At 52.2% G+C, this 16,201-nt stretch carries 10 protein-coding genes; 1 reads left to right on the forward strand and 9 read right to left on the reverse strand.

The annotated features are described in order from the left end of the window. Window positions 1-44: 44 nt before the first annotated feature. From eno to rlmD, 5 genes are all read right to left on the reverse strand, one after another. Window positions 45-1,349: a phosphopyruvate hydratase gene (gene eno, locus AB1E22_RS05000; RefSeq protein ID WP_034457492.1), complete on the reverse strand. Its 1,305-nt coding sequence runs from the start codon at window positions 1,347-1,349 to the stop codon at window positions 45-47. Between the two features lie 83 nt (window positions 1,350-1,432). Continuing rightward, entirely contained in the window at window positions 1,433-3,073 is a 1,641-nt protein-coding gene (gene pyrG / locus AB1E22_RS05005; RefSeq protein WP_367594343.1) for a glutamine hydrolyzing CTP synthase, read from the reverse strand. Window positions 3,074-3,298: 225 nt separating this feature from the next. Further along, on the reverse strand, window positions 3,299-4,090 hold the full coding sequence (gene mazG, locus AB1E22_RS05010) for a nucleoside triphosphate pyrophosphohydrolase (RefSeq protein ID WP_367594344.1): 792 nt from the start codon (window positions 4,088-4,090) through the stop codon (window positions 3,299-3,301). Window positions 4,091-4,197: 107 nt separating this feature from the next. Next, the gene (gene relA / locus AB1E22_RS05015; RefSeq protein WP_367594345.1) at window positions 4,198-6,426 is read right to left on the reverse strand and encodes a GTP diphosphokinase; all 2,229 of its coding nucleotides are present in this window, start codon (window positions 6,424-6,426) and stop codon (window positions 4,198-4,200) included. A gap of 61 nt (window positions 6,427-6,487) precedes the next feature. After that, the gene (gene rlmD, locus AB1E22_RS05020) at window positions 6,488-7,801 is read right to left on the reverse strand and encodes a 23S rRNA (uracil(1939)-C(5))-methyltransferase RlmD (RefSeq protein ID WP_367594346.1); all 1,314 of its coding nucleotides are present in this window, start codon (window positions 7,799-7,801) and stop codon (window positions 6,488-6,490) included. A 60-nt stretch (window positions 7,802-7,861) separates the two neighbouring features. Here rlmD and barA point away from each other — a divergent pair, with 60 nt between their 5' ends. Continuing rightward, entirely contained in the window at window positions 7,862-10,621 is a 2,760-nt protein-coding gene (gene barA, locus AB1E22_RS05025; RefSeq protein WP_367594347.1) for a two-component sensor histidine kinase BarA, read from the forward strand. A gap of 28 nt (window positions 10,622-10,649) precedes the next feature. On the opposite strand, the gene AB1E22_RS05030 is transcribed toward barA, so the two are convergent. The 4 genes from AB1E22_RS05030 to AB1E22_RS05045 form a co-directional block, all read right to left on the reverse strand. Continuing rightward, complete coding sequence (locus AB1E22_RS05030) at window positions 10,650-11,798, reverse strand: glycerate kinase (RefSeq protein WP_367594348.1); 1,149 nt, start codon at window positions 11,796-11,798, stop codon at window positions 10,650-10,652. A gap of 121 nt (window positions 11,799-11,919) precedes the next feature. Next, complete coding sequence (gene gudD, locus AB1E22_RS05035; RefSeq protein ID WP_367594349.1) at window positions 11,920-13,260, reverse strand: glucarate dehydratase; 1,341 nt, start codon at window positions 13,258-13,260, stop codon at window positions 11,920-11,922. Between the two features lie 28 nt (window positions 13,261-13,288). Next, window positions 13,289-14,629: an enolase C-terminal domain-like protein gene (locus AB1E22_RS05040; RefSeq protein WP_367594350.1), complete on the reverse strand. Its 1,341-nt coding sequence runs from the start codon at window positions 14,627-14,629 to the stop codon at window positions 13,289-13,291. Between the two features lie 5 nt (window positions 14,630-14,634). Next, window positions 14,635-15,987: an MFS transporter gene (locus AB1E22_RS05045; protein ID WP_367594351.1), complete on the reverse strand. Its 1,353-nt coding sequence runs from the start codon at window positions 15,985-15,987 to the stop codon at window positions 14,635-14,637. Window positions 15,988-16,201: the final 214 nt, after the last annotated feature.

The following is a 16,201-nucleotide window of genomic DNA, read 5'->3' on the forward strand; positions in this document are numbered from 1 at the left end:
CCCGCCGAAGCGGGTTTTTTGTAAGAATTTAAGGCAGTAACGAATTACTGACCTTTAACTTCTTTCAGACCGTTGAACGGTGCTGGAGTACCGGCAGCAGCCAGAGCTTCTTCGATACGAATCAGCTGGTTGTACTTAGCAACACGGTCAGAACGGCTCATAGAACCTGTTTTGATCTGGCCTGCAGCAGTACCAACAGCCAGGTCAGCGATGGTAGCATCTTCAGTTTCGCCTGAACGGTGAGAGATAACTGCAGTGTAGCCAGCATCTTTCGCCATTTTGATCGCAGCCAGAGTTTCGGTCAGAGAACCGATCTGGTTGAATTTGATCAGAATGGAGTTAGCGATACCGTTGTCGATACCTCTTTTCAGGATTTTGGTGTTGGTTACGAACAGGTCATCACCAACCAGTTGAAGTTTGTCGCCCATTACTTTGGTCTGGTATGCGAAACCATCCCAATCAGACTCGTCCAGACCGTCTTCGATAGAAACGATTGGGTACTGTTTGGTCAGCTCTTCCAGGAAGTGGGTGAATTCTTCAGAGGTGAAAGCTTTGTTGCCTTCGCCAGCCAGAACGTATTTACCGTCTTTGTAGAATTCAGAAGCAGCACAGTCCATAGCCAGAGTAATGTCTTTACCCAGCTCGTAACCTGCAGCTTTAACCGCTTCAGCGATTACAGCCAGTGCTTCAGCGTTGGAACCCAAGTTTGGCGCATAGCCACCTTCGTCACCAACAGCAGTACCCATGCCTTTAGATTTCAGAACTTTAGCCAGGGTGTGGAAAACTTCAGAACCCATACGGATGGCTTCTTTCAGAGTTTTCGCGCCAACTGGTTGAATCATGAACTCTTGGATATCAACGTTGTTATCAGCGTGCTCGCCGCCGTTGATGATGTTCATCATAGGCAGTGGCATAGAGAATTTGCCTGGGGTGCCGTTCAGTTCAGCGATGTGTGCATACAGCGGCAGGCCTTTAGAGGCAGCAGCAGCTTTAGCAGCAGCCAGAGAAACAGCCAGGATTGCGTTAGCGCCGAAGTTGGATTTGTTTTCGGTACCGTCCAGGTCGATCATGATCTTATCGATGTTAGCCTGGTCTTTCGCATCTTTACCAGTTACAGCCGCAGCAATCGGGCCGTTAACTGCAGCAACGGCTTTCAGAACGCCTTTGCCCAGGAAGCGAGATTTGTCGCCATCGCGCAGTTCCAGCGCTTCGCGGGAACCAGTAGAAGCACCTGATGGCGCCGCAGCCATACCTACGAAACCGCCTTCCAGATGAACTTCAGCTTCAACAGTCGGGTTACCACGGGAGTCGATGATTTCACGACCGATGACTTTAACGATTTTGGACATTAGATTTTCCTCAGTACAAGTTAAACTAAAACTCCAGACAAACAACGCGCGAACATTCGCGCGTTGTCGTTCTAACTTTCTGCTTACTTCGCCTGACGCTTTTGGTACTCACCTGCGGCTTTAACAAAGCCTGCAAACAGTGGGTGCCCATCACGCGGAGTAGAAGTAAATTCCGGGTGGAACTGGCAAGCAACAAACCACGGATGATTTGGCACTTCGATGATTTCTACCAGTTGGTCATCACCGGAACGGCCCGCAACGCGCAGACCTGCTGTTTCAATTTGCTTCAACAACATGTTGTTGACTTCATAACGATGGCGATGGCGCTCAACGATTGTCGGTTCACCGTACATCTGGCGCACCAGACTACCATCGGTCAACTGACACTGCTGGCCACCAAGACGCATGGTGCCGCCTAAGTCGCTCTTTTCAGTACGAACTTCAACGTTACCTTCTTCGTCGCGCCACTCGGTGATTAAGGCGACCACCGGGTATTTACAGTCTGGCACAAATTCAGTTGAGTTGGCGTTAGCCATGCCTGCAACGTTTCGTGCGAACTCGATCAGCGCAACCTGCATACCTAAGCAAATGCCCAGATAAGGAATGTTTTGCTCACGAGCATAGCGCGCGGTGGCGATTTTGCCTTCCACACCACGGTAACCGAAACCGCCAGGGATAAGGATAGCATCCAATCCCTTCAGCACTTCTTCAGCACCGCGAGTTTCAACATCCTGCGAGTCAATCAGCTTGATGTTAACGGTCAGGCGATTTTTCAAGCCACCGTGTTTCAGCGCTTCAATCACAGATTTGTAGGCGTCCGGCAGTTCGATGTACTTGCCGACCATACCAATTGTGACTTCGCTTGTCGGATTCGCTTCTTCGTAGATAACCTGTTCCCATTCGGACAAGTTAGCTTCAGGAACGTTCAAGCTGAATCGTTTACAAATATAATCGTCCAGCCCCTGTGATTTCAACAGGCCTGGAATTTTATAGATGGAATCGACATCTTTCAGAGAAATTACCGCCTTCTCCGGTACGTTACAGAACAATGCAATTTTTGCACGTTCGTTTGCCGGAACCACGCGGTCAGAGCGGCAGATCAGCACGTCTGGCTGAATACCGATGGAAAGCAGTTCTTTTACGGAGTGTTGAGTCGGTTTAGTTTTCACTTCACCGGCAGCGGCCATGTACGGCACCAAAGTCAGGTGCATATACAGGGTGTGCTCACGACCCACTTCTACCGCCATCTGACGAATCGCTTCGAGGAACGGCAGGGATTCGATATCACCTACAGTACCGCCGATTTCTACCAGTACGACATCGTAGCCTTCGCCACCTTCAAGGATGCGTTCTTTGATAGCGTTCGTGATATGTGGAATAACCTGAACGGTCGCGCCCAGGTAGTCGCCACGGCGCTCTTTACGCAGAACTTCTGAGTAAATACGGCCAGTGGTGAAGTTGTTACGACGCGTCATTTTGTTGCGAATGAAACGCTCGTAGTGACCTAAATCCAGGTCGGTTTCAGCGCCGTCTTCTGTAACGAACACTTCCCCATGTTGAATAGGGCTCATGGTACCCGGATCGACGTTAATGTACGGATCGAGTTTCATGATGGATACGTTGAGGCCACGGGCTTCGAGAATAGCTGCGAGGGAGGCTGCGGCAATGCCTTTACCCAGAGAGGAAACGACCCCGCCGGTCACAAAAATATAGTTCGTTGTCATGCTGAACCTGAAGAGTTAGGTTTAAAGACGATGGAAGTACCAGGACGGGAAAGTAGTATACCCGAACAGTATCGGCGCCACAAACTTTCATTCTGTCTGCAAAGCCCTGACCTCGCACTTTGTCAGGGCAACGAAAATAGCCCGTTTGGCATAAATGTTTTTGACTCAAATCAAGCGCTTGTTAAATCGAAAATGCCATTAAAAGCGCTTGACCACAAAAACACGTTAGATATCAGTTTCCTGGCGTTTAACTTCTTGCCAGACTTCTTCCATGATTTCCAGGTCGACACCGGTCATTGTCAGGCCTCTGGCGGCAATAATCTGTTCCACCTGGCGGAAACGGCGCTCGAATTTGAGGTTAGCTTTTTGTAATGCCGTTTCAGCTTTAGTCCCTAAATGGCGCGCAAGATTGACGGTGGCGAACAATAAATCACCGACTTCTTCTTCCAGTTTTGTTTCATCAACGACGGCCTGTTTCGCCTCAAACATCACTTCGTCGATCTCTTCGTAGACCTTATCTAACACCGGGCCGAGCGTGGTCCAGTCAAAACCAACGGTTGAACAACGTTTCTGGATTTTCTGCGCACGCATTAACGCAGGCAGCGCATGTGGAATGTCATCGAGCGCTGAATGTTGTGCTTTTTCGGCACGTTCGTCCGTTTTAATTTGCTCCCAACGCGCCAGCACTTCAGTGCTGTTTTCAGCCGTTGCGTCGGCAAAGATATGCGGGTGGCGGCGCTCGAGTTTGTCGCCGATCGCCTCACAAATATCATCGAAATTAAAGCGCCCTTCTTCCTGAGCCATTTGCGCGTAGAACACAACCTGGAACAGCAAATCGCCCAGCTCACCGCGTAAATCATCAAAATCTTCGCGGTTGATGGCATCGAGCACTTCGTAGGTTTCTTCCAGGGTGTAGGGCGCAATGGTCGCGAAAGTTTGTTCACGATCCCACGGGCAGCCGGTTTCCGGGTCGCGCAGGCGCTTCATGATGCCCAGAAGGCGGGTGATTTGATTCAATGTCGGTCCTTTACATTTTGCATAGGGTGAATAAACAACGCGCCATCCACTAAATAATGTCGGATGGCGCTCGCGCTTATCCGACCTACAAAGTTACAGGCCCTAAATCAGCCGTGCAGTCGCTTCGCATCGATAATATCCGGCACCTGGTTCAGTTTGCCCAGTACGCGACCGAGCACTTGCAGGTTGTAGATTTCGATATTCATGTCGATGGTTGCCAGTTGCTGTTTGGTGTCGCTCCTGCTGGCAACGCCCAACACATTCACCTTTTCATTTGCCAGAATAGTGGTGATGTCACGCAGCAGGCCGCTGCGATCGTTGGCAGTGACGCGCACCACCAGCGAGTAGCCGCTGGAGTAGCTTTCGCCCCAAACGGCATCTACGATACGCTCTGGCGCGTGAGATTGCAGTTCGGCAAGCTGGTCGCAGTCTGCGCGGTGAATCGAGATCCCCCGCCCCTGCGTGATAAAACCGACAATCTCATCGCCCGGAATAGGCTGGCAGCAACGTGCGATGTGGTGCATCAGATTACCCACGCCTTCCACAACCACGCGGCCGTTATCTTTACTGCGCGATTGCGGCGTGTAGGTTTTCTGCTTCAGTTGACGAAGAGCTTGCTCATCCTGTTCGGCAGCGGTTGGCTTATTAAACTGGGCCTGCAGGTAGTTACTCATCTGGTTAAGACGAATATCCCCGCCGCCAATTGCCGCCAGTAACTCTTCAATTTCATTGAAGTTGTAGCGCGGCAGCAGGGATTTTTCAGCCTCTTTCAGGCTGATACCCAGATGCTCAATTTCGTCATCAAGGATCTGCCGCCCAGCCAGAATGTTTTTGTCGCGATCTTGCTTGCGGAACCAGTTGTGGATTTTGGCGCGGCCACGGCTGGTGGTGATGTAACCCAGGTTTGGGTTCAACCAGTCACGGCTCGGGTTCGGCTGCTTCTGGGTAATGACTTCAATCTGATCGCCCATTTGCAGCTGATAGGTAAACGGCACAATGCGCCCGCCGATTTTCGCGCCAATGCAACGGTGCCCGACATCGCTGTGAATATGGTAGGCAAAATCAAGCGGCGTGGAGCCTGCAGGTAAATCCACCACATCGCCTTTCGGGGTAAAGACATATACGCGGTCGTCAAAGACCTGGCTGCGCACTTCATCCAGCAGTTCGCCGGAATCCGCCATCTCTTCTTGCCAGGCAATCAGTTTACGCAGCCATGCGATGCGGTCTTCATGCCCTGTGCTGCCGCTGCGTGCGTTGCCTTCTTTGTACTTCCAGTGGGCAGCAACCCCCAGCTCCGACTCTTCATGCATCTGTTTGGTACGGATCTGGATTTCGATGGTTTTGCCGTTTGGCCCCAACACCACGGTATGAATCGACTGATAGCCGTTCGGTTTTGGGTTCGCCACGTAGTCGTCAAACTCGTCGGGCATATGGCGATAGTGCGTGTGCACAATGCCGAGCGCGGCGTAGCAATCCTGCAAACGCTCCGCGACGATACGCACGGCGCGCACATCAAACAGTTCATCAAAGGCGAGGGATTTCTTCTGCATCTTGCGCCAGATGCTATAGATGTGTTTCGGGCGGCCATACACTTCAGCCTTCACGCCCTCTTCTTTCATCGATTTACGCAGCGCGCTAACAAATTCATCGATGTAATGCTCACGGTCGATGCGACGCTCATGCAGCAATTTTGCGATGCGTTTGTATTCAGCAGGGTGCAGGTAGCGGAAGCAGTAATCTTCCAGCTCCCATTTAAGTTGGCCGATGCCGAGACGGTTGGCGAGCGGAGCATAAATATTGGTACACTCTTTCGCCGCCAGCACGCGTTCATCTTCTGGCGCGTCTTTTACTTCACGCAGATGGGCGATACGCTCCGCCAGCTTGATGACCACGCAGCGGAAATCGTCGACCATCGCCAGTAACATGCGGCGGACGTTATCGACCTGTTCTGCAGAGACGGAATCGGTATGGGCAGCTTTAAGCTGACGGATGGCCGCCATGTCGCGCACACCGTGGATGAGCGTGACAACCTGGCTATCGATGCTTTCGCGCATCACCTCTTCGGTGACCACGCCCGCATCGGCAAGAGGGAACAATAATGCGGCTCGCAGCGTGTCGTTGTCCATGCTTAACATCGACAGGATTTCCACCATCTCGACACCGCGCCACAGTAGCAGTTCAGCGTCAGGATGGCCTTTGGTCTGTTGCTCGCAATACCGCCAGGTTTCGGCTAAGCGTTCACATGACTGCTGGTTAGTGATCCCGAGGCTAGCAATCCATCTATCGGGCGCAAATTCGCCAGCTACATTGAGATGTGCACTTCTTACCGCAACCATTGTTCTCTCCTATTGGGGATTTATCAGATCGTGATCCGATAACACAATCCTGAATAACCCCTTAATTCCGCTCAAATAACGCCATCGATTCCAGGTGACTCGTATGCGGGAACATATCCAGCATAGCGAGTTGGCGTAATTGGTATCCTGCCGCCAGCAATGCCTCGCTATCGCGGGCAAGCGTTGTCGGATTACATGAAACATAGACCACTCGTTCAGGGGCAAGTGCAATCACATGCTGCATGACGCCTGGCGCACCCGCTCGCGCGGGGTCGAGCAATATTTTGTCAAAACCTTGGGCAGCCCACGGCTGACGCGTCACATCATCTTCCAGGTTTTCGTGAAAGAATGTCACATTTTTCAGCGAATTATGTTGCGCATTATATTCACCTTTCGCCACCAGCGCAGCAACGCCTTCCACCCCAACGACACTTTGGGCGCGGGTGGCAAACGGTAACGTAAAATTCCCCATTCCGCAGAACAGATCCAGCACGCGGTCGGTTGGCTGAATATCCAGCCATTCGATGGCACGAGCCACCATCTGCTGATTCACTTCGTCATTCACCTGGATGAAATCACGCGGGCTGAACGTTAAGCGTAGCCCGTCTGAATGATAGCAGGGCTGGTTATCACCCACCGCCGTGAGTGTCTCACTGTCGGGGGCTAAAAACAGCGCGACGCCCACAGAATGCGAAAAGCGTTCCAGTTTTTGCCGATCGTCATCATGAAGTGCATCTAAATGGCGCAACACCATTAGCGGGCCATTATCAGCCAGCACCAGTTCAACATGCCCTAAACGCCGAACCGCTTTTAACTGTGATAAACATTGGTGCAAGGGTTCCAGCAATGCCTCAAGTTGGGGCGCCAAAACAGGGCACTGGTGAATATTGACCAGCTCACTGTCCTGAGATTTACGAAATCCCATCTGTAAGGTTTGTGTTTTAGAGTGGTAATTCAACCCTAAGCGCGCACGGCGACGATAGCCCCACGGCGAACCAGAAATAATGTCATTGACGACCGCCGGCGCTTCTCGTGTTCCCATCATGCGCGCCAGCGCACGGGATTTTGCTTGCTGCTGCAATTCGATGCTGACATGTTGCTGCTGGCAACCGCCGCACACGCCAAAATGGGGGCAACGCGGTGCAACACGTTGTGGGCTGTCGTTTAAGCGGCGCTTAACCCGAGCCTGGGCAAAGTTACGTTTGTCTTCGGTAATCGTGATTTCGACCTGCTCACCAGGCAGCGCGCCCTGGATAAACAGCGCTTTACCGTTATGCCGTGCAACGCCCTGACCGAACGGATCAAGGTCATTAACATTCACGGTTATGATCTGACGAGTCGTAACCCGTCGCTTTGCAGAGTAGAATTGCGCCATGAGCCTGAGTGCTCTCTCAAAATATTAACTATTGCTTCAATTGTCCCATATCGGAACCCCATGACCAACTACAGCCTGCGCGCACGCATGATGATCCTGATTCTGGCCCCGACGTTAATGATCGGTTTATTGCTCAGTATCTTTTTTGTGGTCCATCGTTACAACGACTTGCAGCGTCAGTTAGAAGACTCTGGTACCAATATTATTGAACCGCTGGCGGTCGCCAGTGAATACGGCATGAGTTTTCACAGCCGGGAATCTATTCGCCAGTTGGTCAGCGTGCTGCACCGTCGTCACTCCGACATTGTGCGGGCGATTTCGGTATTTGATGAAAACAACAAACTGTTTGTGACCTCTAATTATCAGCTCAATGCATCTGTTTTGAGGCTGCCAAATAATGAAAAACCGCCGCACAGTCTAAGCATCTCCCGCCATGGGGATTCGATTATTCTGCGAACCCCGATTATTTCCGAGAGCTATTCACCGGATGAATCTGAAGTGACCGACGCTAAACCCGCGGGGAATACGCTGGGCTATGTAGCCATTGAACTCGATCTCAAATCCGTGCGTTTACAGCAGTACCGGGAAATTTTTATCTCAACGCTGATGATGCTGTTCTGCGTGGGCATTGCCATGTTGTTCGCCTATCGCCTGATGCGCGATGTCACCGGCCCGATTCGTAATATGGTGAATACCGTTGACCGGATACGGCGCGGGCAGCTCGACAGCCGGGTAGAAGGTTTTATGCTCGGCGAATTAGATATGCTGAAAAACGGCATCAATTCGATGGCGATGTCCCTTACGGCCTACCACGAAGAGATGCAGCACAATATTGACCAGGCCACTTCCGATCTACGTGAAACTTTGGAGCAGATGGAAATCCAGAACGTGGAGTTGGATCTTGCTAAGAAACGTGCGCAGGAAGCGGCGCGTATTAAGTCTGAATTCCTCGCAAATATGTCTCATGAATTGCGAACACCTTTGAACGGCGTGATCGGCTTTACCCGTTTGACGCTGAAAACAGACCTGAATGCCACGCAGCGCGACCATCTGCATACCATTGAACGCTCGGCAAATAATTTGCTGACTATCATCAATGACGTGCTGGACTTCTCGAAACTCGAAGCAGGCAAACTGATTCTGGAAAGCATTCCATTCCCGCTGCGTAATACGCTGGATGAAGTGGTAACGCTGCTTGCCCATTCGGCCCACGACAAAGGTCTTGAGCTGACGCTAAACATCAAGAATGACGTGCCGGATAATGTGATTGGCGATCCGCTGCGTTTGCAACAGGTAGTCACTAATCTGGTCGGCAATGCGATTAAGTTTACCGAGAGCGGCAATATTGATTTGGTCGTTGAGAAGCGCTCGCAGGGTAACAATAAAGTCCAGGTGGAAATGCGCATTCACGACACCGGCATCGGTATTCCTGAGCAGGAACAGTCGCGCTTATTCCAGGCGTTCCGTCAGGCGGATGCCAGTATTTCACGGCGTCACGGTGGCACCGGATTAGGGCTGGTTATCACCCAGAAACTGGTGAGCGAAATGGGCGGGGATATCTCGTTCCACAGCCAGCCAAATCAAGGCTCAACCTTCTGGTTCTATATCAATTTGGATCTCAACTCCAATGCGGTTCTGGATGGATATTCCACGGAAAACCTGGCAGGGAAACGTATTGCGTACGTTGAACAGAATGCGACTGCCGCCCAAAGCACGCTCAATATTCTGGCGAACACGCCGCTCGACGTGGTTTACAGCCCGACGTTTATGACCCTTGCTGAAGGGCATTACGATATTATGCTGCTCGGCATTCCCGTTACGTTCCACGACACGCTAACGCTTGCCAATCCTAAACTTGCGAAAGCTGCCAGCATGACCGACTGCTTAATTTTTGCTATGCCAAGCCATGCCCAGGTCGATGCTGAATCCCTTAAAAAAGAAGGCGTTGCCGGGTGCCTGTTAAAACCCGTCACCTCTACGCGCCTGCTGCCATTGCTTGCAGAGCACTCCTTCAACAGCCATACGGCTCTGCCAGACGGGCCAGAAAACCGGAAGTTACCGCTTACCGTTATGGCGGTGGATGATAACCCTGCCAACCTGAAGCTGATTGGCGCCCTGCTTGAAGATCACGTTCAAAATGTCGAGTTATGTGGCAGCGGCATTCAGGCCATTGAACGGGCGAAACAGATGCAGATAGACATTATTTTGATGGATATCCAGATGCCAGAGATGGACGGTATCCGCGCCTGCGAATTGATTCGCCAGATGCCACATCACCAGCAGACGCCGGTTATTGCCGTAACGGCGCACGCCATGGCAGGGCAAAAAGAGAAGTTACTCAGTGCCGGAATGAACGACTATCTGGCGAAACCTATCGAAGAGAAAAAGCTCTATAGTTTGCTGATGCGCTACCAGCCGGGTGCCATTACGGCGCAGGCGGCTCCGGCCATTACAGAAACGCCGGTGCAAATCAGCAATCAAAACCAGACGCTGGACTGGGCGCTCGCGCTGCAACAAGCTGCAAATAAACCCGATTTAGCGCGCGACATGCTGCATATGCTGCTGGCATTTTTACCTGAAGTACGCAACATCGTGGAAGAGCAGCTTGTGGGCGAAAATCCGCAAGAGCTGGTGGATATCATTCATAAACTTCATGGAAGTTGTAGCTACAGCGGCGTACCGCGCCTGAAAAGCTTATGTATGACACTTGAGCAGCAGTTGCGCAGTGGCGTCAGCCCGGAAGATCTGGAGCCTGAACTGCTTGAGCTACTTGATGAGATGAATAATGTCTCTAAAGAAGCGCAGCGAATGTTAGGTTAGCGGGTTATTTATGATTTCCGGGAAACGCTTAGCGTTCCCGGATTTTCTGCCCTACGGCGAGCGTTGCCGCAATATTACGCGCCGCTATACGCAGATTTTCCCCGGCGTTTTCCAACGCCTCTTCCAGCGTGCAAATGCGATACAAGACGCTAAATACCGCATCCAGACCATGATCGTGCACCACGCCCACGTCCGGCGTTAAACTTCCGGCAATACCAATGACCGGGATGTTGTAGCGCTTCGCCACTTTCGCCACGCCAATCGGTACTTTTCCTTGAATCGACTGGCTGTCGATACGCCCTTCTCCGGTAATCACCAGGTCTGCGTCTCGCACCTGTTCATCAAGTTTTAATGCTTCGGTAACGATCTCAATTCCTTGCCGCAGTTGCGCTCCGCAAAAAGCAAAAAGTGCAGCGCCCATACCGCCCGCCGCACCACCGCCAGAAAGCTCAAGAACGTTGATATCAAGATCGCGAGAAATGATTTTTGCGTAGTGTGCCAGCCCTTTCTCGAGTTCGCTGACCATTTCAGGCGTCGCCCCTTTTTGTGGGCCAAAAACCGCCGACGCGCCTTCTTTCCCGGTCAACAAATTGGTGACGTCACACGCGACTTCGATACGGCAACTCTTCAGCCGTTTATCCAGGTTACTGATATCAATCGACGCCAGACGCGCCACTTCACGCCCGCCGTACCCCAGCGGTTCGCCTTTGCTATCCAGCAAATGCGCGCCAAGCGCCTGCACCATGCCGATTCCCCCATCGTTGGTAGCGCTTCCGCCAATTCCGATAAGGATATTCTTCACACCGCTATCCAGCGCACAGCGAATCAATTCACCCGTTCCCCAGGACGTTGTTTTCATGGGATTGCGTAAATCAGGAGGGACTTGTTCAAGGCCACTCGCCGCCGCCATTTCAATAAAAGCCTGCTGCTTATCGCTTGAAATTCCGTAGAAAGCATGCACCGGATCGCCGAGCGGCCCGGTGACATCCACTTCAATAATTTCACCGTGGGTTGCGGCGACCATCGCCTCTACGGTGCCCTCGCCGCCATCAGCCACGGGCAACTTTACATAAGTGGCGTTCGGGAATATTTCCTGAAAACCCGCTTCAATCTGCGTCGCAACCTCCAGAGCGCTAAGGCTCTCTTTATAGGAATCTGGTGCGATTACAATTTTCATATGTCGCCCGCCGCTACAGACCTAAACGTCAAATTAATGTCGGATGTCGCTACGCTAATCCGACCTACAAAACCTCTTTCGTGGAAGCTCCCACCATCGGTTTCGATAATAAGGATAGAGTCTATCGCACCATACAAGGGCGCTTATTATTAAACGTCCATTCTGGGATTAAATACTGCATCGCCATCGCATCATCGCGCGCGCCCAAACCATGCTGCTGATAAAGCTCGTGCGCTTTCATCACCTGATCCATATCCAACTCCACACCAAGGCCTGGCGTTGTTGGCACCTGCACCATGCCGCCTTTGATTTCGAACGGCTGTTTGGTCAGGCGCTGATTGCCTTCCTGCCAAATCCAGTGGGTGTCGATAGCGGTGACGTTGCCAGGCGCTGCTGCTGCAACGTGGGTGAACATCGCGAGAGAAATATCGAAATGGTTATTGGAGTGCGAGCCCCAGGTCAGGCCAAACTCATGGCACATTTGCGCTACGCGCACCGAACCTTGCATGGTCCAGAAGTGCGGGTCGGCCAGCGGAATGTCGACGGATTGCAGCGAAATGGTGTGGCCCATTTGACGCCAGTCGGTAGCAATCATATTGGTTGCGGTAGGCAAACCGGTGGCACGGCGGAACTCAGCCATAATTTCACGGCCTGAATAGCCTTGCTCAGCCCCGCACGGATCTTCTGCGTAGGCCAGCACTCCGCGTAATTGCTTGCCAATGCTTATCGCTTCATCAAGCGACCAGGCACCGTTTGGATCGAGCGTCACACGCGCCTGCGGGAAACGTTTTGCCAGCGCCGTTACCGCTTCGGCTTCTTCGCTTCCGGCTAATACACCACCTTTAAGTTTGAAATCGTTAAAGCCATATTTTTCGTACGCCGCTTCTGCCAGACGCACCACGGCATCCGGCGTCATCGCTTCATCGTGGCGAATGCGATACCAGTCGCATTTCTCATCAGGCTGGCTTTGATAAGGCAGTGGAGTCTGCTTCCGGTTGCCGACAAAGAACAGGTAACCAAGCATCTCGACTTCGCTACGCTGTTGCCCATCGCCGAGCAAAGAGGCGACGTTTACGCCGAGGTGCTGCCCGAGCAAATCGAGCATGGCTGATTCAATCCCGGTAACAACGTGAATAGTGGTGCGCAAATCAAAGGTCTGCAAACCGCGACCGCCGGAATCCCGATCGGCAAATTGGGCACGCACGACGTTAAGAATATTTTTGTATTCGCCCAGCGTTTTGCCAATCACCAGCGCCGCGGCCTCTTCCAGCGTCTGGCGAATTTTCTCGCCGCCGGGAATTTCCCCCACGCCGGTGTGCCCGGAGTTATCTTTGATAATTACAATATTACGGGTGAAGAAAGGAGAGTGCGCGCCGCTCAGATTCATCAGCATGCTGTCGTGACCCGCTACGGGAATCACCTGCATCGCTGTGACTAATGGCGTAGATGTTGAAGTTGTCATGTTACTCATTCCTTGTCATCAAGATGAATTAGCTGCGGCCAAATGCCGGACGTTTACGGTCGAATTCCCAGCCTGGAACCAGATATTGCATTGCCGTCGCATCATTACGCGAGCCGCCTGGCAACGATTTATATACTTCGTGGGCTTTCTGCACCTGCTCCCAATCCAGCTCTATGCCTAAGCCAGGTGCATCCGGCACGGCGATTTTGCCGTTAACGATTTGCAGCGGGGATTTTGTCAGGCGCAGGTCACCTTCCTGCCAAATCCAGTGGGTGTCGATAGCGGTCGGTTTCCCCGGTGCAGCCGCACCTACGTGGGTAAACATTGCCAGAGAAATATCGAAATGGTTATTGGAGTGGCAGCCCCAGGTCAGGCCCCATTCGTCGCACATTTGCGCCACGCGAACCGCGCCGCTGAGCGTCCAGAAATGGGGATCGGCCAGCGGAATATCGACGGCGTTGAGCATGATGGCATGGTTCATTTCACGCCAGTTGGTGGCAATCATATTGGTTGCCACCGGCAGGCCCGTAGCGCGACGGAACTCCGCCATCACTTCCCGGCCAGAATACCCTTGTTCCGCACCGCACGGATCTTCGGCGTAGGTCAGGACATCGCCCATCCCCTTGCATAAAGCGATCGCTTCATCCAGCAGCCAGGCCCCGTTGGGATCAACGGTGATCCGCGCATCCGGAAAACGTTTTTTAAGCTCACGAGCCGCCTCGATTTCTTGCTCGCCTGGCAATACTCCGCCTTTAAGTTTGAAGTCTTTAAAGCCGTAACGGTCTTGCGCGGCTTCGGCGAGGCGCACAATCGACTCGCTGGATAACGCTTCCTGATGCCGCAGATCATACCAGGCGTGGCCTGTAGTTTTCCCTTCCAGATACGGCAAATCAGTTTTGTTGCGATCGCCGATGTAAAACAGATAGCCCAGAACGGTGACTTCATCGCGCTGTTTGCCCGGCCCTAACAGCTCACAAACCGGGACGTTTAGCGCCTTGCCGAGCAAATCGAGAAGCGCGGCTTCAAGAGCTGCCACGGCATTGACACGTAATTCAAAAGTCCATGCACCTTTGCCAAAGGTATCGAAATCCGCAGACTGATTACCTTTATGGACGTTTTGCACCACGCGATTCATACGCGCCACTTCCTGACCTACGACCTGCGGAATCGCATCGACCAGCGTCTGATAAATCACTTCCCCGCCGGGCGCTTCGCCTACGCCGGTGTGCCCGGCATTATCGGTCAGCACCACAATATTGCGTGTGAAGAAGGCTCCGTGCGCACCGCCAATATTGAGCAGCATGCTGTCATTCCCCGCAACGGGGATGACTTTCATATCGGTAATTATCGGGCTTGCCTGAGTATTCATGGGGATCATCCTGTCACAACGGGTTTGAGTTCTACGCGTTTGATATCACCGACGATAACCAGGTAGCTGAGTACCGCAACGATGGCATGAATCCCAACGTAAATCAGTGCACCATTGAACGAACCGGATGTACCGACAATGTAACCGATGGCGATTGGCGTCACGATGCCGGAGACGTTACCGAACATATTGAACAGGCCACCGCTCAGGCCGCTGATCTCTTTTGGCGCGGTATCTGCCATCACCGCCCAGCCCAGCGCGCCAATCCCTTTGCCGAAGAACGCCATCGCCATAAAGCCGATAACCATCATTTCGGACTCAACATAGTTACAGAACACCATGCTGACGGAGAGCAACATTCCCAGCACGATTGGCGTTTTACGCGCGATATTCAACGAACCAGTGCGGCGCATCAGGTAATCAGAAATCACCCCGCCCAGCACACCGCCGACAAATCCACACACCGCCGGAATGGAAGCCACAAACCCGGCTTTCAGAATCGACATGCCTTTTTCTTGCACCAGGTAAACAGGGAACCAGGTAATAAAGAAGTAAGTTAATGCGTTAATGCAGTACTGCCCGATGTAGACGCCGATCATCATGCGGGACGCGAGCAGTTGTTTAACCTGGCCCCATTTCTGCGCCATCGGGATATGCTCTTTGGGTTTCTTCTGATCCATATTGATCAGCGCCCCGCCCTCTTCGATGTACTCCAGCTCTTTTTTATTTACGCCCGGATGGTTGTTCGGCTCATGGATCACTTTCAGCCAGACAAAACTAATAATGATCCCCAGCCCTCCCATAAAGAAGAACACATGCGACCAGCCCACTTCGTGCGTCAGCCACCCCATGATTGGCGCGAAGATAACGGTGGCAAAGTACTGCGCAGAGTTAAAAATGGAGACGGCGGTGCCGCGTTCTTGTGCGGGGAACCAGGCAGCGACTATGCGGCTATTACCGGGGAATGACGGGGCTTCAGCGAGGCCAACCAGGAAGCGTAAAGTAAACAGCGCGATGATAATGCCAAAACCGCTGAAGATATCGACGAACCCTTGCAGCAAGGTAAACAGCGACCAGATAAAAATTGACCAGAAATAAACCCGTTTTGAACCAAAGCGATCAAGTAACCAGCCGCCAGGGATTTGCCCTATCACATAGGCCCAGGAAAATGCGGAAAAGACATATCCCATACCAATGGGATCAAGGCCGATATCTTTTGCCATTTCCGAACCGGCAATTGATAACGTGGCACGATCGCCATAGTTAAACGAGGTGACGATAAACAGCATTACGACTATCCAATAACGAGCGTTGGTTCTTTTCTCGGCAACGCTCGCCGTTTGGCTAATGGTATTCATGTTGCACTCCTGAATTGTAGAGCGAGCTACAGTTCATTCTGAAGAGCACTGTAGGGTATCAGAATGAGGTATCGGCTCATCCGCAGTATTTTTATGACGCTGTATCTGCGGTTTTTTTGTTGGCCGAAAGAGAGTATATGAAGGGAGTTAAAACCCCTCATCGTGCAAAGACACAAGTTTAGAGTTCGTTTGGTGAGCACTTTGTGGCTTACGT

Origin of the sequence: Buttiauxella gaviniae (genome assembly GCF_040786275.1) — a bacterium.
GTDB lineage: Bacteria > Pseudomonadota > Gammaproteobacteria > Enterobacterales > Enterobacteriaceae > Buttiauxella > Buttiauxella gaviniae_A.

What these genes read in the sequence shown, in the direction of transcription:
- eno (WP_034457492.1), bottom strand. Translation starts at nt 1,349, where the DNA reads ATGTCCAAAATCGTTAAAGTCATCGGTCGTGAAATCATCGACTCCCGT.
- pyrG (WP_367594343.1), bottom strand. Translation starts at nt 3,073, where the DNA reads ATGACAACGAACTATATTTTTGTGACCGGCGGGGTCGTTTCCTCTCTG.
- relA (WP_367594345.1), bottom strand. Translation starts at nt 6,426, where the DNA reads ATGGTTGCGGTAAGAAGTGCACATCTCAATGTAGCTGGCGAATTTGCG.
- rlmD (WP_367594346.1), bottom strand. Translation starts at nt 7,801, where the DNA reads ATGGCGCAATTCTACTCTGCAAAGCGACGGGTTACGACTCGTCAGATC.
- barA (WP_367594347.1), top strand. Translation starts at nt 7,862, where the DNA reads ATGACCAACTACAGCCTGCGCGCACGCATGATGATCCTGATTCTGGCC.
- AB1E22_RS05030 (WP_367594348.1), bottom strand. Translation starts at nt 11,798, where the DNA reads ATGAAAATTGTAATCGCACCAGATTCCTATAAAGAGAGCCTTAGCGCT.
- gudD (WP_367594349.1), bottom strand. Translation starts at nt 13,260, where the DNA reads ATGACAACTTCAACATCTACGCCATTAGTCACAGCGATGCAGGTGATT.
- AB1E22_RS05040 (WP_367594350.1), bottom strand. Translation starts at nt 14,629, where the DNA reads ATGAATACTCAGGCAAGCCCGATAATTACCGATATGAAAGTCATCCCC.
- AB1E22_RS05045 (WP_367594351.1), bottom strand. Translation starts at nt 15,987, where the DNA reads ATGAATACCATTAGCCAAACGGCGAGCGTTGCCGAGAAAAGAACCAAC.